20 protein-coding genes are annotated in these 20288 nt (G+C 55.8%); 16 read left to right on the top strand and 4 right to left on the bottom strand.

The genetic code is table 11. The annotated features are described in order from the left end of the window. Window positions 1-7 precede the first annotated feature (7 nt). Window positions 8-808 carry a sugar/pyridoxal phosphate phosphatase YigL gene (yigL, locus tag ACOTYB_RS20750; RefSeq protein WP_023299050.1) on the top strand — a complete coding sequence of 267 codons (801 nt, stop codon included), beginning with the start codon at window positions 8-10 and terminating at the stop codon, window positions 806-808. 82 nt (window positions 809-890) lie between these two features. Next, window positions 891-1790, top strand: a complete 900-nt coding sequence (locus tag ACOTYB_RS20745; protein WP_003860795.1) for a carboxylate/amino acid/amine transporter — start codon at window positions 891-893, stop codon at window positions 1788-1790. Here the strand turns inward: ACOTYB_RS20745 and metR are convergent. Further along, the gene (gene metR, locus ACOTYB_RS20740) at window positions 1678-2631 is read right to left on the bottom strand and encodes an HTH-type transcriptional regulator MetR (protein WP_015570000.1); all 954 of its coding nucleotides are present in this window, start codon (window positions 2629-2631) and stop codon (window positions 1678-1680) included. The two genes, ACOTYB_RS20745 and metR, sit on opposite strands and share 113 nt — an antisense overlap. A gap of 116 nt (window positions 2632-2747) precedes the next feature. Here metR and metE point away from each other — a divergent pair, with 116 nt between their 5' ends. Further along, complete coding sequence (metE, locus tag ACOTYB_RS20735; protein WP_126524493.1) at window positions 2748-5009, top strand: 5-methyltetrahydropteroyltriglutamate--homocysteine S-methyltransferase; 2262 nt, start codon at window positions 2748-2750, stop codon at window positions 5007-5009. Window positions 5010-5056: 47 nt separating this feature from the next. Here the strand turns inward: metE and ACOTYB_RS20730 are convergent, their stop codons facing one another. Next, the gene (locus ACOTYB_RS20730; protein ID WP_003860793.1) at window positions 5057-5863 is read right to left on the bottom strand and encodes a dienelactone hydrolase family protein; all 807 of its coding nucleotides are present in this window, start codon (window positions 5861-5863) and stop codon (window positions 5057-5059) included. Window positions 5864-6122: 259 nt separating this feature from the next. Here ACOTYB_RS20730 and udp point away from each other — a divergent pair, with 259 nt between their 5' ends. The 9 genes from udp (at window position 6123) to tatD (ending at window position 14033) form a co-directional block, all read left to right on the top strand. Continuing rightward, entirely contained in the window at window positions 6123-6884 is a 762-nt protein-coding gene (gene udp / locus ACOTYB_RS20725; RefSeq protein ID WP_003860792.1) for a uridine phosphorylase, read from the top strand. A 139-nt stretch (window positions 6885-7023) separates the two neighbouring features. After that, window positions 7024-8481, top strand: a complete 1458-nt coding sequence (rmuC, locus tag ACOTYB_RS20720) for a DNA recombination protein RmuC (RefSeq protein WP_032661096.1) — start codon at window positions 7024-7026, stop codon at window positions 8479-8481. Window positions 8482-8547: 66 nt separating this feature from the next. After that, the gene (gene ubiE, locus ACOTYB_RS20715; RefSeq protein ID WP_003860790.1) at window positions 8548-9303 is read left to right on the top strand and encodes a bifunctional demethylmenaquinone methyltransferase/2-methoxy-6-polyprenyl-1,4-benzoquinol methylase UbiE; all 756 of its coding nucleotides are present in this window, start codon (window positions 8548-8550) and stop codon (window positions 9301-9303) included. Between the two features lie 13 nt (window positions 9304-9316). Next, the gene (gene ubiJ / locus ACOTYB_RS20710; protein WP_045342699.1) at window positions 9317-9922 is read left to right on the top strand and encodes a ubiquinone biosynthesis protein UbiJ; all 606 of its coding nucleotides are present in this window, start codon (window positions 9317-9319) and stop codon (window positions 9920-9922) included. Next, entirely contained in the window at window positions 9919-11559 is a 1641-nt protein-coding gene (gene ubiB / locus ACOTYB_RS20705; RefSeq protein WP_022650180.1) for a ubiquinone biosynthesis regulatory protein kinase UbiB, read from the top strand. The genes ubiJ and ubiB overlap by 4 nt, the downstream gene beginning before the upstream one ends. Before the next feature lie 76 nt (window positions 11560-11635). Beyond that, window positions 11636-11890, top strand: a complete 255-nt coding sequence (tatA, locus tag ACOTYB_RS20700; RefSeq protein WP_003860787.1) for a Sec-independent protein translocase subunit TatA — start codon at window positions 11636-11638, stop codon at window positions 11888-11890. Between the two features lie 3 nt (window positions 11891-11893). Beyond that, complete coding sequence (gene tatB, locus ACOTYB_RS20695; protein ID WP_003860783.1) at window positions 11894-12436, top strand: Sec-independent protein translocase protein TatB; 543 nt, start codon at window positions 11894-11896, stop codon at window positions 12434-12436. A 2-nt stretch (window positions 12437-12438) separates the two neighbouring features. Beyond that, window positions 12439-13209 carry a Sec-independent protein translocase subunit TatC gene (gene tatC, locus ACOTYB_RS20690; RefSeq protein WP_023315191.1) on the top strand — a complete coding sequence of 257 codons (771 nt, stop codon included), beginning with the start codon at window positions 12439-12441 and terminating at the stop codon, window positions 13207-13209. A gap of 41 nt (window positions 13210-13250) precedes the next feature. After that, window positions 13251-14033, top strand: coding sequence for a 3'-5' ssDNA/RNA exonuclease TatD (tatD, locus tag ACOTYB_RS20685; RefSeq protein ID WP_126524495.1), 783 nt, complete (start codon window positions 13251-13253; stop codon window positions 14031-14033). On the opposite strand, the gene rfaH is transcribed toward tatD, so the two are convergent. After that, window positions 14030-14521 (bottom strand): transcription/translation regulatory transformer protein RfaH, encoded by a 492-nt coding sequence (gene rfaH, locus ACOTYB_RS20680; RefSeq protein WP_003860779.1) that lies wholly within the window; start codon window positions 14519-14521, stop codon window positions 14030-14032. The genes tatD and rfaH overlap by 4 nt on opposite strands. Before the next feature lie 169 nt (window positions 14522-14690). Here rfaH and ubiD point away from each other — a divergent pair, with 169 nt between their 5' ends. The 3 genes from ubiD (at window position 14691) to ACOTYB_RS20665 (ending at window position 18764) form a co-directional block, all read left to right on the top strand. Continuing rightward, window positions 14691-16187, top strand: a complete 1497-nt coding sequence (gene ubiD, locus ACOTYB_RS20675; protein ID WP_032608225.1) for a 4-hydroxy-3-polyprenylbenzoate decarboxylase — start codon at window positions 14691-14693, stop codon at window positions 16185-16187. 39 nt (window positions 16188-16226) lie between these two features. After that, window positions 16227-16928 carry an NAD(P)H-flavin reductase gene (fre, locus tag ACOTYB_RS20670; protein WP_003860778.1) on the top strand — a complete coding sequence of 234 codons (702 nt, stop codon included), beginning with the start codon at window positions 16227-16229 and terminating at the stop codon, window positions 16926-16928. 216 nt (window positions 16929-17144) lie between these two features. Next, window positions 17145-18764 carry an ABC-F family ATP-binding cassette domain-containing protein gene (locus tag ACOTYB_RS20665; protein WP_219989717.1) on the top strand — a complete coding sequence of 540 codons (1620 nt, stop codon included), beginning with the start codon at window positions 17145-17147 and terminating at the stop codon, window positions 18762-18764. Between the two features lie 38 nt (window positions 18765-18802). On the opposite strand, the gene ACOTYB_RS20660 is transcribed toward ACOTYB_RS20665, so the two are convergent. Next, window positions 18803-19090, bottom strand: a complete 288-nt coding sequence (locus tag ACOTYB_RS20660) for an HTH-type transcriptional regulator (RefSeq protein ID WP_003860776.1) — start codon at window positions 19088-19090, stop codon at window positions 18803-18805. A 330-nt stretch (window positions 19091-19420) separates the two neighbouring features. Between ACOTYB_RS20660 and ACOTYB_RS20655 the strand changes: the two genes are divergently transcribed. Further along, window positions 19421-20131 carry a DUF3053 domain-containing protein gene (locus ACOTYB_RS20655; RefSeq protein ID WP_017383576.1) on the top strand — a complete coding sequence of 237 codons (711 nt, stop codon included), beginning with the start codon at window positions 19421-19423 and terminating at the stop codon, window positions 20129-20131. Window positions 20132-20288 lie beyond the last annotated feature (157 nt).

The raw sequence follows: 20288 nt of genomic DNA, 5'->3' as shown, positions 1-20288 counted from the left end.
AATCCCTATGTACCAGGTTGTTGCATCTGATTTAGATGGCACGCTGCTTTCCCCCGACCACACCCTGTCGCCTTATGCGAAAGAGACCCTAAAACTCCTGACTGCCCGTGGCGTGAACTTCGTGTTCGCCACCGGTCGCCACCACGTGGACGTGGGGCAGATCCGCGATAACCTGGAGATCAAGTCGTACATGATCACCTCTAACGGTGCGCGCGTACATGACACGGACGGCAACCTGATTTTTACCCATAATCTCGATCGTGACATCGCCACTGATTTGTTCGGCATTGTGCATAACAACCCGGATATCGTGACTAACGTTTACCGCGACGACGAGTGGTTTATGAACCGTCATCGCCCGGACGAAATGCGTTTCTTCAAGGAAGCCGTCTTCAACTACTCCCTGTATGAGCCGGGTTTGCTGGATCCTGAAGGGATCAGCAAGGTGTTCTTTACCTGCGAAAGTCACGAAGCGCTGCTTCCGCTGGAGCAGGCGATCAACGCCCGCTGGGGCGACCGCGTGAACGTGAGCTTCTCCACGCTGACCTGTCTGGAAGTGATGGCGGGCGGGGTGTCCAAAGGTCACGCGCTGGAAGCGGTCGCGAAGCGTCTGGGCTTTGATCTGAAAGACTGTATCGCCTTTGGCGATGGCATGAACGATGCCGAGATGCTCTCCATGGCGGGTAAAGGCTGCATCATGCAGAACGCGCATCAGCGCCTGAAAGATCTGCACCCGGAGCTGGAAGTGATTGGCACGAACGCAGACAACGCGGTACCTAAGTATTTGCGCAAACTGTTCCTTGAATAATCTTCATTTGATTGTTTATTGTTCAGATGTCAACTAAAGAGTTCGCTACAATGCCTCTCCTTCTTTCTGAGAGACAAGCATTGTGGCGCTACTCATTATCACGACTATCCTGTGGGCCTTCTCCTTTAGTCTGATTGGCGAATACCTTGCCGGATCGGTCGACAGCTACTTTTCGGTGCTGATGCGCGTGGGGCTGGCGGCACTGGTGTTCCTGCCGTTCCTGCGTACCCGCGGGCAATCGCTAAAAACCATTCTGCTGTACATGCTGGTAGGCGCGATGCAGCTCGGCATCATGTACCTGTTCAGCTTCCGGGCTTACGTCTACCTGTCCGTCTCGGAATTTCTGCTCTTTACCGTGCTCACGCCGCTCTATATCACGCTGATTTACGACCTGCTCAGCAGGCGCCGCCTGCGCTGGGGATATCTGCTGAGCGCGGCGCTGGCAGTCATTGGCGCGGCGATAATTCGCTATGACAAGGTGAGCGATCACTTCTGGACCGGGCTGATGTTCGTCCAGCTCGCTAATATCAGCTTTGCCATCGGGATGGTGGGTTACAAACGCCTGATGGAGACCCGCCCGATGCCGCAGCATAACGCGTTTGCGTGGTTCTATATGGGCGCGGCGATTGTCGCGATTGCGGCATGGTTTATGCTCGGCAACCCGCAAAAGCTGCCGACCACCCCCGTGCAGTGGAGCGTTCTGGTCTGGCTGGGCGTGGTGGCCTCGGGCCTGGGCTATTTTATGTGGAACTACGGCGCGACGCAGGTAGACGCCGGAACGCTGGGGATCATGAACAACGTGCACGTGCCGGCAGGGCTACTGGTGAACCTCGCCATCTGGCAGGAGCAGCCGCACTGGCCGAGTTTCCTTATTGGGGGAACGGTGATCCTGGCTTCGCTGTGGGTACATCGCCGCTGGGTCGCTCCGCGCTCCGCACAAACGGAAGATGGTCGCACGCGTGGTTCCGCGCTGAGCGAATAAACGCTTCCGTAATTGGCTGACGTTGCTCGCCATCGCGCACGGCGGCGTACAGCCGGCTCCACAGTCCTTCACCCAGGGTTTTGGTGACCACCAGACCCTGGCGTTCAACCGTCTCGACCACCCAGTGCGGCAGCGCCGCAATTCCCATTCTGGCCGCCACCATCTGAATTAACAGCAGCGTGTTATCCACGCTTTTCAGCTGTGGGCTGATGCCTGCGGGTTGCAGGAAATGGCGCCAGATATCCAGACGACTGCGCTGTACCGGGTAAATCAGCAGCGTCTCCGTTGCCAGATCTTCCGGCGTGATACGCGTTTTGGCGGCCAGCGGATGGTCCGGGGCCAGCACCAGACGCACCTCAAAATCAAACATTGGCGAATAGTGCAGACCGCTGCGTGGCAGAATATCTGAGGTCATCACCAGATCCAGCTCACCCTGCTGAAGCGACGGCTGCGGATCAAACGTGACGCCGGATTTGAAGTCCATCTCTACCTGCGGCCACTTCTGGCGGAAGTTCTCAAGCGCGGGGGTCAGCCACTGAATACAGCTGTGACACTCAATGGCGATGCGCAGGGTGGTCTGCTGCGGCTCGTTGCAGGACTGCAACGCGCTGGCAATCTGCGGCAGCACCTGGTTCGCCAGCTGAAGCAAAATTTCGCCCTGCGGCGTAAAGCGCAAAGGCTGGCTCTTACGCACAAAAAGACGAAAGCCGAGGCGTTGTTCCAGATCGCTGAACTGGTGAGAAAGGGCAGACTGAGTCTGGTGCAGCGTGGCCGCTGCCGCCGCAAGAGAACCGCAGTTCCGCAACGCTTGTAGCGTTTTCAGGTGTTTAATCTCGATCATGAAAGTCCTTCACTTCGGCATGAACATTTTGCGCTTGAGGAATATACAGTACCTGCCAATTATAGAAGTGTAAACATCTGGACGTCTAAATAACGAATTTCTACAAGGGGTATGCCATGACAATCCGCACTCACACTCTCGGTTTCCCTCGCGTTGGTCTGCGTCGCGAGCTGAAAAAAGCGCAAGAAAGCTACTGGGCGGGTAACGCCACCCGCGAAGAACTGCTGGCGGTGGGACGCGAGCTGCGCGCGCGTCACTGGGATCAGCAAAAACAGGCGGGCGTAGACCTGCTGCCGGTGGGCGATTTCGCCTGGTACGACCATGTTCTGACCACCAGCCTGCTGCTTGGCAACGTGCCGGCTCGTCATCAGAACAACGATGGATCGGTGGATATCGATACCCTGTTCCGCATCGGCCGTGGCCGCGCGCCAACGGGTGAGCCAGCGGCAGCGGCGGAAATGACCAAGTGGTTTAACACCAACTATCACTATATGGTGCCGGAGTTCGTTAAGGGCCAGCAGTTCAAACTGACCTGGACCCAGCTTCTGGATGAAGTGGACGAAGCGCTGGCGCTGGGTCACCAGGTGAAACCCGTGCTGCTGGGGCCGGTCACCTACCTGTGGCTGGGCAAAGTGAAAGGTGAGCAGTTCGACCGCCTCAGCCTGCTGAACGATATTCTGCCGGTTTATAAGCAGGTGCTGATTGAGCTGGGTAAGCGCGGTATTCAGTGGGTGCAAATCGATGAACCGGCGCTGGTGCTTGAGCTGCCGCAGGCGTGGCTGGATGCCTTCAAACCGGCGTATGACGCGCTCACGGGCCAGGTGAAGCTGCTGCTGACCACCTATTTCGAGGGCGTAACGCCTAACCTCGACACCATTACTGCGCTGCCGGTTCAGGGTCTGCACGTTGATCTCGTTCACGGCAAAGACGATGTGGCAGAGTTGCACAAGCGTCTGCCTGCGGAGTGGCTGCTCTCTGCCGGTCTGGTGAATGGTCGTAACGTCTGGCGTGCCGATCTCACCGAGAAATATGCACAAATTAAGGACATTGTCGGTAAACGTGAATTGTGGGTAGCCTCTTCCTGTTCCTTGCTGCACAGCCCGATCGACCTGAGCGTAGAGACCCGACTCGACGCTGAGGTGAAAAGCTGGTTTGCCTTTGCCCTGCAAAAGTGTGAGGAGCTGGCTCTACTGCGCGACGCGTTGAACAGCGGCGACACGGCTGCGATTACCCACTGGAGCGCTCCGATCCAGGCGCGCCGTCACTCGACGCGCGTGCATAACCCGGCGGTGGAAAAACGTCTGGCGGCCATCACTGCCCGGGACAGCCAGCGCCAGAGCCCGTATGAAGTGCGCGCCGAAGCCCAGCGTGCGCGCTTTAACCTGCCCGCGTGGCCGACCACAACCATCGGCTCCTTCCCGCAGACTACCGAGATCCGCGGCCTGCGCCTGGACTTCAAAAAGGGCAATCTGGATGCGAATCACTACCGCACCGGCATTGCGGAACACATCAAACAGGCGATCGTCGAGCAGGAACGTCTGGGTCTGGACGTGCTGGTGCACGGCGAGGCCGAGCGTAACGATATGGTGGAATACTTCGGTGAACACCTGGACGGCTTTGTCTTTACCCAGAACGGCTGGGTGCAAAGCTACGGCTCCCGCTGCGTGAAGCCGCCGGTGGTGATCGGCGACGTCAGCCGCCCGGAAGCGATCACCGTGGAGTGGGCGAAGTATGCCCAGTCTCTGACCGACAAACCGGTAAAAGGCATGCTGACGGGGCCGGTGACCATTCTCTGCTGGTCGTTCCCGCGTGAAGATGTATCCCGGGAAACCATCGCCAAACAGATCGCCCTGGCGCTGCGTGATGAAGTGGCGGATCTGGAAGCGGCGGGGATTGGCATCATTCAGATCGACGAACCGGCGCTGCGTGAAGGGTTGCCGCTGCGTCGCAGCGACTGGGATGCTTACTTACAGTGGGGCGTGGAGGCTTTCCGCCTCAACGCGGCCGTCGCGAAGGACGACACGCAGATCCACACCCACATGTGTTACTGCGAATTTAACGACAGCATGGACTCCATTGCCGCGCTCGACGCCGATGTGATCACCATCGAGACCTCGCGTTCAGACATGGAGCTGCTGGAGTCGTTCGAAGAGTTCGACTACCCGAACGAAATCGGGCCGGGCGTGTATGACATTCACTCCCCTAACGTGCCAAGCGTGGAGTGGATTGAATCGCTGCTGCAAAAAGCGGCCCAGCGCATCCCGGCGGAACGTCTGTGGGTAAACCCGGACTGCGGCCTGAAAACTCGCGGCTGGCCTGAAACCCGCGCGGCGCTGGCGAACATGGTGCAGGCGGCGCAGAATTTGCGTCAGGCGTAGTGGGGCTGGATTGCCCGGTTGGCGTAGCCGCCACCGGGCTTTTGGTATTACGCTTTCTTCCCGCCGTACTGGCTGAACCACGCCAGCATTCTCTGCCAGCCATCTTTCGCGGATTCCGCGTGATAGCTCGGACGATAATCGGCATTAAACGCGTGTCCCGCATCCGGGTACACCACGATTTCGGCCTTCGCGTTTGCCGCCCGCAGCGCGTGGCGCATGGTCTCGACGGTATCAAGCGGAATGCCGGTATCCTGACCGCCATACAGCCCTAGCACCGGGGCATTTAAATCGGTGGCGATATCAACCGGATGTTTAGGCGAGTTCAGCGTCTTTTCGCCCACCAGTTTGCCGTACCAGGCCACGGCCGCTTTCAACTGCGGATTGTGCGCGGCATACAGCCAGCTAATGCGTCCACCCCAACAGAAGCCGGTCACCATCAGACGGTGCGGGTCGCCACCGTTGCGCGCCGCCCAACTGGCAACGTGGTCGAGATCGGCCAGTACCTGCGCGTCCGGCACTTTGCTGACCAGGTTGCTGAACAGCGTCGGGATGTCGCTGTAATCATTCGGATCGCCCTGACGGAAATAGAGTTCCGGCGCAACGGCCAGGTAACCTTCCAGCGCCAGACGGCGGCAGAGGTCGCGAATATGTTCATGAACGCCAAATATTTCCTGCACCACGATCACGATGGGCAGCGGGCCATCGGCAGATTTTGGCCGCGCGTGGTACGCTGGCATGTTCTCTCCCTGGGAGGGAATGGAGGTCTCGCCTGCGGTAATGGCTTCTTCAGGGGTTGAGACGATGGTTGAAGCGTGCGGGGCCGCAGCAGGTGCAAAACCGGTTTTTTCAGTCATGGCATTCTCCGTACCAATGAATGGATTAGCGCAAAGATAAATATAGACACCAGGTTAACAACCCACAGTGCCTTAAAGCGTCTATCTTTTGTGCAGCACCCGGCGATATAACTTGTTAATGTGATGTGAATCACTATTTTATGGAAATTAACTGCAATCATTTTCATTCATGGTGAGGTGTGTCACGAAATAATGCACATTGCTTCTGTAAAGTACCGTTTTACTTCTTCTGACAAACCGACCCACAGAGGAGTCACCTATGTCTAAGTCTGATGTTTTTCATCTCGGCCTCACTAAAAACGATTTACAAGGGGCTACGCTTGCTATCGTCCCTGGCGATCCAGAGCGTGTGGAAAAGATCGCCGCGCTGATGGATAAGCCGGTTAAGCTGGCAGCGCATCGCGAATTCACCACCTGGCGCGCAGAGCTGGACGGTAAAGCGGTGATCGTGTGCTCTACCGGTATTGGTGGCCCGTCTACCTCTATCGCCGTTGAAGAGCTGGCGCAGCTGGGCATTCGTACTTTCCTGCGCATCGGCACCACAGGCGCCATTCAGCCGCACATCAACGTGGGCGACGTGCTGGTTACCACCGCATCCGTGCGGCTGGACGGGGCAAGCCTGCACTTTGCTCCGATGGAATTCCCGGCAGTGGCCGATTTCGAATGCACCACCGCGCTGGTTGAAGCCGCGAAATCCGTGGGCGCCACCACCCACGTGGGCGTAACTGCCTCTTCCGATACCTTCTACCCGGGCCAGGAGCGTTACGACACCTTCTCTGGTCGCGTGGTGAGCCGTTTCAAAGGCTCCATGGAAGAGTGGCAGTCGATGGGCGTCATGAACTACGAAATGGAATCTGCGACGCTGCTGACCATGTGCGCGAGCCAGGGTCTGCGTGCCGGTATGGTGGCGGGCGTTATCGTCAACCGTACCCAACAGGAGATCCCGAACGCTGAAACCATGAAGCAGACTGAAAGCCATGCGGTGAAAATCGTGGTTGAAGCGGCGCGCCGCCTGATCTAATTCTCTCTTCAGTGCTAAAAGGCCGACATGCTCGGCCTTTTCTTTTTGCGTAACGCCTCGCAGGAAAACCCTTTCAAACTGGACGTTCATACAGCACAATTCTATTTTGTGCGGGTTAGACGTGGATGCAGGGGGCATTGTGGATATTTCAATCCTGGTTTATGCGGTAGTTGCGCTGGTGAGCGTGGGGATTGGCTGGCTCATTTGCGGCTACCAACATGCTCAGCAGAAAGCCGATCAGCTGGCAGAGCGCGAAGAGATCGTCGCCGAACTCAGCGCGACGAAACAACAGCTTGCGCTGAGTGACCACTGGCGCGATGAGTGTGAACTGCTCAATAACGAACTGCGCAATCTGCGCGACATTAACACCTCGCTGGAGGCCGATCTCCGGGAAGTGACCACCCGCCTTGAGTCCACCCAACTGCACGCCGAAGACAAAATCCGTCAGATGATCAACAGCGAGCAGCGTCTTAGCGAGCAGTTTGAGAACCTCGCGAACCGCATTTTTGAGCACAGCAATCGCCGCGTGGATGAGCAGAACCGTCAGAGCCTGAACAGCCTGCTGACGCCGCTGCGTGAACAGCTGGACGGCTTTCGCCGTCAGGTGCAGGACAGCTTTGGTCAGGAGGCCCGCGAGCGCCACACGCTGGCGCATGAAATTCGTAATCTCCAGCAGCTGAATGCGCAGATGGCGCAGGAGGCGGTTAACCTGACGCGCGCACTGAAAGGTGATAACAAAGCGCAGGGAAACTGGGGCGAAGTGGTCATGACGCGCGTGCTGGAGGCCTCTGGCCTGCGCGAAGGATACGAATACGAAACGCAGGTCAGCATTGAAAACGATGCGCGCTCGCGGATGCAGCCGGATGTCATTGTTCGTCTGCCACAGGGCAAAGATGTGGTTATCGACGCCAAAATGACGCTGGTGGCCTATGAGCGCTACTTCAACGCGGAAGATGACTACACCCGCGAAACAGCGTTGCAGGAGCACATCGCCTCCGTGCGTAACCATATCCGTCTGCTGGGCAGAAAAGATTATCAACAGTTGCCGGGGCTGCGATCGCTGGATTATGTGCTGATGTTCATTCCGGTTGAGCCAGCCTTCCTGCTGGCGCTCGACAGACAGCCCGAACTGATCACCGAAGCGCTGAAAAATAACATTATGCTGGTCAGCCCCACCACGCTGCTGGTGGCGTTACGTACCATTGCCAACCTGTGGCGTTATGAGCACCAAAGCCGTAACGCGCAGCAGATTGCCGATCGCGCCAGCAAGCTGTACGACAAAATGCGGCTGTTTGTGGACGATATGTCCTCGGTGGGGCAAAGCCTGGATCGCGCGCAGGATAACTACCGGCAGGCGATGAAAAAACTCTCCTCCGGGCGCGGCAATTTGCTGGCGCAGGCGGAGGCGTTTCGCAGCCTGGGGGTGGAAGTTAAACGCGAGATTAATCCGGAACTGGTGGAGCAGGCTACCGCTCAGGACGAAGAGTTTCGTCTGTGTGAAGGCGACGGTGAGCAAAATAGCCGCAATGAAGACAACGGTTTAGCGGCGAGTTTATCCCCCGAAGCGCAGCCGGCACGTTTCTTTCACGGTGGTTGAAACGTAGGGCAAATGCGCCCAATCTGTTACACTTCACGAACATTTGACTGATTAGCAGGCTCTGAGATGGTTGACGATTCACAAGACACAACGCACTTTGGCTTTCAGACTGTCGCCAAAGCGCAGAAAGCTGACATGGTGGCCCACGTATTTCATTCCGTGGCGGCGAAGTACGATGTGATGAATGATTTGATGTCATTCGGCATTCATCGCTTGTGGAAGCGCTTCACTATTGATTGCAGCGGCGTGCGCCGTGGACAAACGGTGCTGGATTTAGCCGGAGGCACAGGGGATCTGACCGCTAAATTCTCCCGTCTGGTTGGCGAAACCGGCCGCGTGGTGCTGGCGGATATCAACGACTCCATGCTGAAAATGGGACGCGAAAAGCTGCGTAACATCGGCGTGGTAGGCAACGTTGAATATGTTCAGGCCAACGCCGAAGCGCTGCCGTTCCCGGATAATACGTTCGACTGCATCACCATCTCTTTCGGTCTGCGTAACGTGACCGATAAAGATAAAGCGCTGCGCTCCATGTACCGCGTGCTGAAGCCGGGCGGCCGACTGCTGGTTCTCGAGTTTTCTAAACCGATTATCGACCCGCTGAGCAAAGCTTACGATGCCTATTCCTTCCACGTTCTGCCGCGCATCGGCGAGCTGGTGGCAAACGATGCAGAAAGTTACCGTTATCTGGCCGAATCCATCCGAATGCACCCGGATCAGGACACGCTGAAAGCGATGATGCAGGATGCCGAGTTTGAAAACGTGGAATACTTCAATATGACGGCGGGTGTCGTCGCGCTGCATCGTGGTTACAAGTTCTGAGTGGAGGTTTCCCGTGCCCATTAAACCCTTAGTCACCGCAGGCATCGAGAATGTACTGAATGCCTTTCTGTATCGCGCTCCGGCGCTGAAAACCGCACGTCAGCGGCTTAACGGAAAGGTGCTGCGCATCGTGTTAAAGGAGTTCTCGACGCCGCTTGTGCTGGTCTTCAGCGAACGCCGGCTTGACGTTCTGGGGGAGTGGGAAGGCGAAGCTGATTGCTCGGTAATTACGCACATGAGCGTCTTACCAAAACTGCGTGACCGTCAGCAGATGACGGCGCTTATTCGCAGCGGTGAGCTGGAGGTCGAAGGCGATATTCAGGTGGTACAGAACTTCGTTGCACTCAGCGATCAGGCTGAATTCGACCCGGCGGAACTGCTGGCGCCCTATATCGGCGACATCGCGGCTGAAGGGATAAGCAAAACGCTGCGCACGGGTTCCGCTTTCCTGCGTAAAGGTCTGCTCCGTCAACAGCGCTACGCTGCCGAGGTGCTGACCGAAGAGTGGCGTATGGCGCCGGGGCCTTTAGAAGTCGCCTGGTTTGCAGAAGAGACCGCGGCAGTTGAGCGCGCAGTTGATGCGTTAACCAAACGGCTGGAAAAACTGGAGGGCAAATGACGCCTGGTGAAATTCGGCGCCTCTATTTTATCGTTCGCACCTTTTTGAGCTACGGGCTCGACGAGCTTATCCCCAGAATGCGTATCACCCTGCCGCTTCGGCTTTGGCGTCGCACGCTGTTCTGGATGCCGAATCGCCATAAGGATCAGGAGCTGGGCGCACGCCTGCGTCTTGCGTTGCAGGAGCTGGGACCGGTCTGGATCAAGTTTGGGCAGATGCTCTCAACACGTCGCGACCTTTTTCCACCGCAGATTGCCGATCAGCTCGCACTATTGCAGGATCGCGTCGCTCCGTTTGACGGAGAGAGAGCGAAGAAACAAATCGAAGAAGCGATGGGCAATATCCCCATCGAGACCTGGTTTGATGATTTCGATATTCAGCCTCTGGCCTCTGCCTCTATTGCGCAGGTTCATACTGCGCGCCTGAAGGAAAATGGCAAAGAGGTGGTCATTAAAGTGATTCGTCCGGATATCCTGCCGGTTATCAAAGCAGACATGAAGCTGATTTATCGCCTGGCTCGCTGGGTGCCGCGTCTGTTGCCGGATGGCCGCCGTCTGCGTCCGCTGGAAGTGGTACGGGAATACGAAAAAACGCTGATTGATGAGCTTAACCTGCTGCGTGAATCGGCGAACGCCATTCAGCTGCGTCGAAACTTTGAAGACAGCCCGATGCTGTATGTTCCTGAAGTCTATTCTGACTATTGCAGTCAGAACATGATGGTGATGGAACGTATCTACGGTATTCCGGTCTCGGACGTGACGGCGCTGGAAAAACAGGGCACCAACATGAAGTTGCTGGCCGAACGTGGCGTGCAGGTCTTCTTTACTCAGGTTTTCCGCGACAGCTTCTTCCATGCTGACATGCATCCGGGCAACATTTTTGTCAGCTATGAGCACCCGGAAGATCCTAAATACATCGGCATCGACTGCGGTATTGTCGGCTCGCTGAATAAAGAGGATAAGCGTTATCTCGCCGAGAACTTTATCGCTTTCTTCAATCGCGACTACCGTAAGGTGGCCGAGCTGCACGTGGATTCAGGCTGGGTTCCGCCAGATACCAACGTGGAAGAGTTTGAATTTGCGATCCGCACCGTCTGTGAGCCGATTTTTGAAAAGCCGCTCTCGGAGATCTCTTTCGGACACGTCCTGCTCAACCTGTTCAACACCGCACGCCGTTTCAATATGGAAGTGCAGCCACAATTAGTTTTACTTCAGAAAACATTACTTTACGTTGAGGGCGTAGGCCGCCAGCTCTATCCTCAGTTAGACTTGTGGAAAACCGCGAAACCGTTCCTCGAATCCTGGATTAAGGATCAGGTCGGTATTCCAGCCCTGGTTCGCTCGCTTAAAGAGAAAGGCCCGTTCTGGATTGAAAAAATGCCTGAAATTCCTGAACTGGTTTACGACAGTTTGCGTCAGAGCAAGAACCTTCAGCACAGCATGGATAAAATCGCGCACGAGCTTCAATCCAGTCGCGTGCGTCAGGGGCAGTCCCGCTATCTCTTCGGAATTGGCGCGACGCTGCTGATAAGCGGCACGTTGCTGTTGATCAATCGTCCGGACTGGGAAATGATGCCAGCCTGGATTATGGCTGCCGGTGTGGTTGTCTGGCTTGCTGGCTGGCGAAAAACGCGCTGAATTAGCGTCGCTATCGAGAGATTGCATACGTATAATGCGATCTGACTAATTAATCATCTATCACTGGGGAACACGCATGGGTGGTATCAGTATCTGGCAGTTAGTGATCATTGCCGTCATCGTTGTGCTGCTGTTTGGCACGAAAAAACTCGGATCGATTGGTTCCGACCTGGGCGCGTCAATCAAAGGCTTCAAGAAAGCCATGAGCGATGATGAGAATAAGCAGGAAAAAACCAGTCAGGATGCTGATTTTACCGCTAAATCCATCGCCGATAAGCAGGACGAAGCCAAAAAGGAAGAGGCTAAACGTCACGATAAAGAGCAGGTGTAATTCGTGTTCGACATTGGTTTTGGTGAGTTACTGCTGGTCTTTGTGATTGGTCTGATTGTGTTGGGGCCGCAGCGTTTACCCGTTGCGGTGAAAACCGTCGTGGGCTGGGTGCGGGCACTTCGCTCGCTGGCAACTACCGTGCAGAACGAGCTGGCGCAGGAGCTGAAGCTTCAGGAATTTCAGGACAGCCTGAAAAAGGTTGAAAAGGCGAGCATGGATAACCTGACGCCGGAGCTGAAAGCATCAATGGATGAGTTACGAGAAGCGGCTGAATCCATGAAGCGCTCTTACAGCATTAACGATCCTGAGAAGGCGAGCGATGAAGCAAACACCATCCACAATCCGGTGGTGAAGGGTAGCGAAGAGCAGCGCGAGGGTGTAACGCCTTCCAGCGCGGAGCATCAGGCTGCTTCGCCAGAGCAATCGCCGCAGGAGCCCGAAGTGAAAAAGCAGGTGCCGCCGGAAGAGCCCGTGGTCAAAACGGCTGAGGTAAAACCCGCCGCGCCCGTTTCCGAATCATCCCCCTCGTCGAGTGATAAAGCGTAAACATGGCAGTAGATGATACTCAACCGCTGATTGCGCACCTCATTGAGCTGCGTAAGCGCCTGTTAAACTGCATTATTGCGGTTTTCCTCATTTTTTTATGTCTGGTCTATTTCGCCAACGATATCTATCAGGTGGTTTCCGCGCCGCTGATTAAACAGATGCCGCTGGGCGCGACGATGATTGCAACGGACGTTGCTTCACCGTTCTTTACCCCCATCAAGCTGACCTTCTGGGTATCGTTGATTGCATCTGCACCGGTCATTTTGTATCAGGTCTGGGCATTTGTGGCGCCCGCGCTGTACAGGCATGAACGCAAGCTGGTTATTCCGCTGCTGGTGTCCAGTTCGCTGCTGTTTTACATCGGCATGGCGTTCGCCTACTTCGTTGTCTTCCCGCTGGCCTTTGGCTTCCTGACGCATACCGCGCCGGAAGGGGTGCAGGTTTCGACGGACATCGCCAGTTACCTCAGCTTCGTCATGGCGCTGTTTATGGCCTTTGGTGTCGCCTTCGAGGTGCCCGTAGCGATTGTCCTGCTCTGCTGGGTAGGGGTGACCACGCCTGACGATCTGCGTAAGAAGCGCCCGTACATCCTTGTGGGGGCATTTGTTGTAGGTATGCTGTTAACGCCACCGGACGTCTTCTCGCAAACCTTACTGGCGATACCGATGTACTGCCTGTTTGAAGTCGGCGTATTCTTCGCTCGTTTCTACGTCGGAAAGGGGCGTACCCGGGACGAAGAAGACGAGCCGTCTGAAGAGACCACGAAAGAATAAAACCAACCGCCCGTCAGGGCGGTTGTCATATGGGGATACGTATGTTTGATATCGGGCTTAATCTGACCAGCGCCCAGTTTGCGAAAGACCACGATGAGGTGGTGGCGCGCGCCTTTGCCGCCGGCGTGAGCGGGCTGTTACTGACGGGAACGAATCTGCATGAGAGTGAGCAGGCACGGCAGCTGGCGCAACGCTATCAACACTGCTGGTCCACCGCCGGCGTGCATCCGCATGACAGCAGCCAGTGGACGCATGAAAGCGCTGAGGTGCTTCATCGTCTGGCACAAACGCCAGAAGTGGTTGCCATTGGCGAATGCGGGCTTGATTTCAACCGTAATTTCTCGACGCCTGAAGAGCAGGAGAAGGCATTTACCGCCCAGCTTGCGCTGGCAGCAGAGCTGGAGATGCCGGTGTTTATGCACTGTCGCGATGCGCATGAACGTTTTATGGCGCTACTGGAACCCTGGCTGGAGAAACTGCCGGGCGCGGTGTTGCACTGCTTTACGGGCTCCCGTCAGGAAGCGCTGGATTGCCTGAACCGCGGGCTTTATTTGGGTATCACGGGCTGGGTCTGCGATGAGCGTCGTGGGCTGGAACTGCGTGAGCTGTTACCCGTTATCCCGGCCGATCGTTTGCTGCTGGAAACGGATGCGCCGTATCTGTTGCCCCGGGATATGCAGCCCAAACCGCCATCACGACGTAATGAACCGGCCTACCTGGGGCATATTGCTGAGCGAGTGGCGCACTGGCGGGGAGAAGATGTGCAGTGGCTGGCAGCACAAACCGATGATAACGTGCGTCGTCTGTTCGGCGTGCAGTTCTAAACTTTGCGGAAATCGGTGTTTTTCACGCTCTGCAACACCTCTTTGTTCAGCAGGTTGAGCAGCAGCATGGAGCGCGCTTCACCGTCCGGCTCAGCGAAGATGGCCTGTAAGCCTTCAAAGGCGCCTTCGGTGATCACCACGCTGTCGCCGGCATAAGGGGTTTCCGGATCGGTAATATCTTCAGGCTGCTGGTAGACAGAAAGCTGATGAATAACCGATGACGGTACTCTTGCCGGATGGGCGCCAAAACGCACAAAATGGCTGACGCCGCGTGTGGCACTGATCGTCGTGGTGTGGATCACTTCGGGGTCGAATTCGACGAACAGGTAATTCGGGAACAGAGGCTCACTGACGGTCGTGCGTCTTCCACGCTGCATTTTTTCAAGCGTGATCACGGGTGTCAGGCAGTTCACAGACTGACGTTCAAGATGTTCCTGCGCGCGCTGAAGTTGCCCGCGTTTGCAATACAGTAAATACCAGGCCTGCATAATCACTCTTCCCATTGTTCGGGGCGCAAGCATACCAAAACCCTGGCGGGATCGCTAAGGTGATTATAATGGCGAAAAAGAGAGTAAGTCGTGGAAGTTCACGCTAATTTAACAAAATTACAGCATCACGCGGTCTTACGCCGTATAATGAAGCGCTTACAGAGAGGCCATGATTAACTGCATGAAATACCACGATCTACGCGACTTCCTGGCGCTGCTGGAAAAGCAGGGCGAACTCAAACGCATTACGCTTCCTGTTGATCCGTATCTGGAAATGACAGAAATCGCTGACCGCACCCTGCGCGCGGGCGGCCCGGCGTTGCTGTTTGAAAACCCAAAAGGCTACACCATGCCGGTGCTGTGCAACCTGTTTGGCACACCTCGCCGCGTGGCGCTGGGGATGGGGCAGGAAGATGTCACGGCGTTACGTGAAGTGGGCAAACTGCTGGCCTTTCTGAAAGAGCCGGAGCCGCCAAAAGGGTTCCGCGACCTGTTCGACAAACTGCCGCAGTTTAAGCAGGTGTTGAATATGCCCACCAAACGCCTGCGCGGTGCGCCGTGCCAGCAAAAAGTGCTGGAAGGCGATGCGGTGGATCTGACCAATATTCCCATCATGCAGTGCTGGCCTGAAGATGCCGCACCGCTGATCACCTGGGGCCTCACCGTGACGCGTGGGCCGCATAAAGAGCGTCAAAACCTCGGCATTTACCGCCAGCAGCTGATTGGCAAAAACAAGCTCATCATGCGCTGGTTGTCCCATCGCGGCGGGGCGCTGGATTTTCAGGAGTGGTGCGCGGCCCATCCGGGCGAACGCTTCCCGGTTTCCGTCGCGCTGGGTGCCGATCCGGCAACCATCCTGGGCGCGGTGACGCCTGTTCCTGATACGCTGTCTGAATATGCCTTTGCAGGGCTGCTGCGCGGCACCAAAACCGAAGTGGTGAAGTGCATCTCCAATGACCTGGAAGTACCGGCCAGCGCAGAGATTGTGCTGGAAGGTTACATTGAACAGGGCGAGCTGGCACCCGAAGGGCCGTACGGCGACCACACCGGCTATTACAACGAAGTGGATAACTTTCCGGTGTTCACCGTCACGCACATTACCCAGCGTGAAGATGCCATTTATCATTCAACTTACACTGGCCGCCCACCGGATGAACCGGCGGTACTGGGGGTGGCGCTGAACGAAGTGTTCGTGCCGATCCTGCAAAAGCAGTTCCCGGAAATTGTTGATTTTTATCTGCCGCCGGAAGGGTGTTCGTATCGCCTGGCGGTGGTGACGATGAAGAAGCAGTATGCCGGTCACGCTAAGCGCGTGATGATGGGCGTATGGTCTTTCCTGCGCCAGTTTATGTATACCAAGTTTGTGATTGTCTGCGATGATGACGTCAATGCCCGCGACTGGAATGACGTTATCTGGGCCATCACCACGCGTATGGATCCGGCGCGTGATACGGTGTTAGTGGAAAACACGCCGATTGATTACCTGGATTTTGCCTCGCCGGTTTCCGGACTTGGCTCAAAAATGGGACTGGATGCCACGAACAAATGGCCTGGCGAAACCGACCGTGAATGGGGTCGCCCGATCGAAAAAGATCCTGCCGTGACCGCGCGAATTGACGCGATCTGGGACGAGCTGGCCATAATGAATAACGGTAAGGCAGAATAAGACCGTTTAGCCCTATAGACTTCCCGACAGAGAGAGCGAATGACAACCTTAAGCTGTAAAGTGACGTCGGTAGATGCTATTACCGACACCGTATATCGCGTCCGTTTGGTTCCTGAAGCGGCATTCTCATTCCGTGCCGGTCAGTACCTGATGGTCGTGATGGACGAGCGTGATAAGCGTCCTTTCTCTATGGCCTCAACGCCAGCAGAGAAGGAATTTATTGAGCTGCATATTGGTGCGTCTGAGCTTAACCTGTACGCGATGGCCGTGATGGACCGCATCCTGAAAGAGCGTGAAATCGTGGTCGATATTCCTCATGGCGAGGCCTGGCTGCGTGAAGACGAAGACCGTCCGCTGATCCTGATTGCCGGTGGCACGGGCTTCTCCTATGTCCGCTCTATTCTGCTGACGGCGCTGGCGCGTAATCCAAATCGCGATATCACCATCTACTGGGGCGGCCGTGAAGAGAAGCACCTTTACGATCTGTCTGAGCTGGAGGCGCTGAGCGTAAATCATCCAAACCTGCGCATTGAGCCGGTTGTCGAGCAGCCGGAAGAGGGCTGGCGCGGGCGCAGCGGTACGGTGCTGACTGCGGTATTGCAGGATCACGGGACGCTGGCCGGGCACGATATCTACATTGCCGGTCGCTTTGAAATGGCAAAAATTGCCCGCGACCTGTTCTGCAACGAGCGTGACGCGCGGGAAGATCGTCTGTTTGGCGATGCGTTTGCGTTTATCTGATTGAGAGACCCGCTTCGGCGGGTTTTTTATGCTCGGGCAATAGCCTGGTGAAAATTTAACCTTGAAATGGGCGGCGCATTGCCGTTATTCTTGTTCCCGTTAAATTTCGCCCTCAGGAGCGCCCCCCAAAAATGAACAAACACGACTGATGAATTTCGATCCTTGCTCAACGCATCGCGTCGGCAGGGGATGTTTTGATTTCATTCAGGAGTGCTTATGGCTCATTTTGCGCAGTCCCCCTCTTTTATTTTGCATCAGGTCACCTGTCAGTTTGCGACGGGCGATATCCTTTTTGGTCCACTGAATCTTTCTCTGGATGCGTCAGTGTGCGCGCTGGTTGGCCGCAACGGCAGCGGTAAAACACGGCTGCTGCGTCTGCTGGCAGGGGTTGATGAACCCGCCAGCGGTCATATTGAGCGCTTTGGTACACACGTCTACGTGGCGCAGCAGCAGAATATTTCTGCGGATACCACGCTTGCCGAACTGCTTGGTTACGACGCGATCTTTGCGGCGCGCACGCGCATCGACAGCGGTCATTATGAACCCGACGATCTCGACACGCTCGACGGTTACTGGGATCTGGCTGAACGGCTGAGCCAGGCTTTTATCGCTGCAAAACTTCCCCCTTTTGACCCGAGTAAACGCGCGGCAGAGTTGAGCGGCGGCGAGCGCATTCGTGCCTTGCTGTGCAGCGCATTCACCGCGGATGCTGACTACCTGCTGCTGGACGAACCGACCAACCACCTCGACAGGCAAGGCCGCAAGTGGTTCTACGAGCAGCTTTCCAGGTATCAGGGCGGGGTGCTGGTGGCCTCTCACGACCGTGAGTTGCTGGCCCAGGTACCGCGAATCCTTGATCTGAGCGCGTTGGGCTTGCGCAGCTACGGTGGGAATTATGCTGACTATCGAACCCAGCGTGATGCTGAACAGCTGGCTGCCCGCGCCGCGCTGGAGCATGCTGCCACCGAGCGCAAGCGTACCCGCGCCCGTATGCATAAAGAGCATGACGACAGCCTGCGGCGTTCAGCCAAAACGCTTCGCACGGTCGACAGCCTTAACATCGCCTCGTTTGAACGGGTCAAATACAAAGGGGCGGCGAAAGAGCGTATTGGTTCCTGGAAAAAACAGCATAGCGATCAAAACCATGCTTTGAACGCTGCGGTCAACCAGGCACGCGAGCGGGTTGAAGAGGATAATGCGGTGATGTTTACCCTGCCGGGCAGTGAAATCCCGGAAGGGAAACAGGTGCTGGTGCTGGAAGAACTGGTGCTTCCGCACGTGCCTGTCCCACCGATAAACTGGCGAATGGATGGCCCGATGCGCGTGGCGCTACGCGGGCCGAACGGCTGTGGAAAATCCACGCTGTTGAAAGTGATGTTGGGCGAAACCGCCCCTGTTACGGGAACCTGTAAGGTCTCTGTCAGGTGTGCTTATCTCGATCAGCATCTTTCCCGGCTGGATCTGTCGCAGTCGGTGATGACTCACCTTAGCCTGGGCAATACGCCGCTCGAAGAGGGGGCGCTGCGTACCCGTTTAGCGCAGCTTCAACTGGGCGCAGAGAAAGTGACACTACCACTGGCCGAACTGAGTGGCGGCGAGCGCCTGAAGGCCGCGCTGGCCTGCGTATTGTGGCGTGAAGCGGCAACGCAGCTGTTGCTTCTGGATGAGCCGACCAACCACCTCGATCTGGCCTCTGTTCAGGCCATTGAAGCGGCCTTAGCCGATTACCCCGGCGCGCTGCTGGTGGTGTCGCACGATGAAGCTTTTCTGGCAGGGCTGAAGCTGACGCATGAACTGGTGTGGGAAGAGACGGGATGGCGATGTGAAAGCCTGTAAACACAAGCCCCCGCAAGGGCGGGGGCAAACAAACTTTATCAGGCTAACTGCTTGCGAAGGTCAGGGTTTGCCTGGATCAGGCGCATCAGCTTTAGCTCGGCTGGGGTAGGTTTTTCACGTTTTGACTCCCACTCCAGCACCATTGCTACGCTGACACCCATCGCTCTTGCGAATTCATCTGTTTTCAGGCCCGATCCTTTGCGTAAACGCTCAAATTCACTAAAAGGATTGGACTTTTGATTCAGGGTAACCGTCGGCGGTACATCTTTAAAAATAATCTGTTCCAGGCTGCTCAGCAGCTCAAACTCAGGATCTTTTAATTCCATTGAGAACTCCTCATAAATCACACATCGGGATCATGAACATCAGAGAGCCTGTTAAGAATAGTCACTAAACCAGACACAGGATCGTCACGGCTGTGATTAATTGTGCGATAACGATCGCTTTACACGTTTCAGCTATATGGATAGTTATGCTAATTACCTGATTAGTCATATGTAGGGATTCACAGGTATTTTTTTGTAAATAGTCAGTACAAAAACGGGAATACCCGTTTTGCATGAAAACTCTATCTTGCAAGGCTGACCTGGACTATCCTTGTCAGCGTTGGGCACGCGTGTGCCGGTGTGCGCTTTTTGGGTGAAAGGAGTAATAAAATGGCGACAGGAAAGTCCTGCTCTCGCTGGTTTGCGCCTATTGCGGCGTTATTGATGGTTGTTAGCCTGAGTGGGTGTTTCGATAAAGAAGGCGATCAGCGCAAAGCGTTTATCGATTTTCTACAGAATACAGTGATGCGTAGCGGCGAGCGTTTACCAACGCTGACTGCGGATCAGAAAAAACAGTTTGGTCCATTCGTGTCGGATTACGCCATTCTGTATGGCTATTCACAGCAGGTAAGCCAGGCGATGGATTCCGGTATTCGCCCGGTAGTGGATAGCGTGAATGCCATCCGTGTTCCACAGGATTATATGACCCAGCGCGAACCGCTACGCCAGTCAAATGGCGCGCTTGGGGTACTGAGCCAGCAGCTGCAAAATGCCAAAATGCAGGCTGATGCGTCGCGTTCCGCGTTGAAGCAGGGCGAGGATCTTAAACCGGTCTATGACCAGGTGTATGAGAAAGTCGTGACCAAGCCTTCAAACGCTTTGCAACCGCTGATCCCGGCGGCGCAGGTCTTTACTCAGCAGTTGGTCCAGGTGGGTGACTTTATTAGTGAACAAGGTACGCAGGTGAGCTTTGTCTCTAACGGTATCCAGTTCCCGACCTCCCAGCAGGCGAGCCAGTATAACGCGCTGATCGGTCCGCTCGCGTCCCAGCATCAGGCCTTTAGCCAGGCCTGGAGCGCAGCGGTCGCTGCTACGGAATAAGAAAAACCCCCGCTTCGGCGGGGTTTTTTTTATGCTTGATGAAAATAACGCTTGTCATTCATCTACCACATCGGTATAACTATGTTCGTCGGTTTGTTACACAGACCTAAAGCAGTTTAGTAAAGCAGTCCAGATTGTTATCCATAGATACCCTTCG

The sequence above is a fragment of the Enterobacter cloacae complex sp. IR5450 genome (assembly GCF_049238665.1).
GTDB lineage: Bacteria > Pseudomonadota > Gammaproteobacteria > Enterobacterales > Enterobacteriaceae > Enterobacter > Enterobacter hormaechei_C.
The sequence above is the reverse complement of the archived record's forward strand: the minus strand, read 5'-3'. Positions and strand labels throughout refer to the sequence as shown.